Here is a 1,435-nt window from a genome sequence, read left to right as displayed (position 1 = left end):
GAGCCATGTCCTGGCTGTACACCGATTCCCGTTGGCGCGGCGGGGCCGTGTGCCCCGCCCGCTGCGGACCACCGGCCGCTCACACCCGCAGAGACCGCCCTGTCACGTGGTACGCCCCACAAGGCGTCCCGGGGCGGTGCCGGGCGGCTGGAACACCACTCACCCCCCCCTCATCGATCGTTTGGAAAGGACACCATGAGCGCATCAGAGGCTCAGGGCCCTCGGCAGGCACCCTCCCAGGCTGCGGAACCGGAACCGGAAGCGGTTGCCACGGCGCCCGGGTCGGCACGGTCCGTGGGTTTGCCGGCTGCTGAAGGGGCCGCCGTCGTCGGCGAGGCGAGCGCCGCTGGAGGAACGGCCGGGAGTGTGCCGTCTGCCGGGGGTGTGGCGCGGTCGGCCACCGGAGAGCCGGACTCCGGCTCTCCGGTGGCTGGAGCGGTGCGGGAGCCGGGCGTGGCAGGTGCCACCGCTGCCGTCTCCGAGGGGGGCGGGGCGGAGCCGGAGAGCGCCGCCGTTGTTGCTGTGGGGGAGGCGGAAGGGCCGGAGGGCATGGCTGAGGCCGAGCCGGTGGCTCCGCCGGGGCGGCCGCACAAGAGTCTGTTGGCCGGGGCGGCCATTGTGGGGGTGTTGTTGATGGCGGTGCCGTTTCTGGTGGGTGGTGACGGTGAGGATGCTCGTGCGGTTCCGCCCGGTGCGACGCCGGGTACGGTGTTGGGTTCCCAGGACGGGGGCGTCTACGGTGCTGTCGGTTCGGCTTCGCCGTCCCCTGGCGGCAGTGCTGGGACCGTAGGTCCGGGCGGGCGTTCCTCCACACCGCGGGCCACCGTTGGCGCGGGCGCGGGCGCGGGCGCGGGGGCCGGGACGGGCGCGTCCAAGAGTGGTGGGGGCGGGAAGTCCGGGGGGCAGGTGACGGGCCGGGGCGGTGCTTCGTCGTCTTCGGGGAAGACTTCGGCGACGGCCGGTCCGACATCGGGCACGAAATCGCCCACCGGCACCAAGAAGAAGAAGCCGGGTGGTTCCAGTGGTTCCACACAGGTTGCCAGGGTCTCCGTCCGGAGCCATGCCACGGGCCGCTGCATCGATGTGACGGGCGCTGGGGGTGACGGTACGCCGTTGCAGATCTGGGACTGCAACGGGTCGGCGCAGCAGTCCTGGCGTTTCATGAGCGATGGGACGGTGCGGGCGTTGGGGCTGTGTATGGATGTCGCCTGGGGGGCCACCGGTAACGGTGCGGTGATCCAGTTGGCTACCTGCAGTGGTAATCCCGCCCAGCAGTTCCGGCTGAACTCCGCGCATGACCTGGTCAACCCGCGGGCGGACAAGTGCGTCGACGTGAAGGACCGGCAGACCGGTAACGGCACCCGCTTGCAGTTGTGGGACTGCAACGGCCGGGACCACCAGAAGTGGAGCAGAGGCTGATCCGGCCGATCCGTTC

General features: G+C 71.4%; 1 protein-coding gene. It reads left to right on the top strand.

Going from position 1 to position 1,435, the window contains the following annotated elements:
• Positions 1–195 precede the first annotated feature (195 nt).
• Positions 196–1,419: a ricin-type beta-trefoil lectin domain protein gene (locus P8T65_RS10905; protein ID WP_316725219.1), complete on the top strand. Its 1,224-nt coding sequence runs from the start codon at positions 196–198 to the stop codon at positions 1,417–1,419.
• Positions 1,420–1,435: the final 16 nt, after the last annotated feature.

Source organism: Streptomyces sp. 11x1 (assembly GCF_032598905.1).
Taxonomy (GTDB): domain Bacteria; phylum Actinomycetota; class Actinomycetes; order Streptomycetales; family Streptomycetaceae; genus Streptomyces.
Note: the sequence above shows the minus strand (reverse complement) of the source record. Positions and strands in the feature narration are given on the sequence as shown.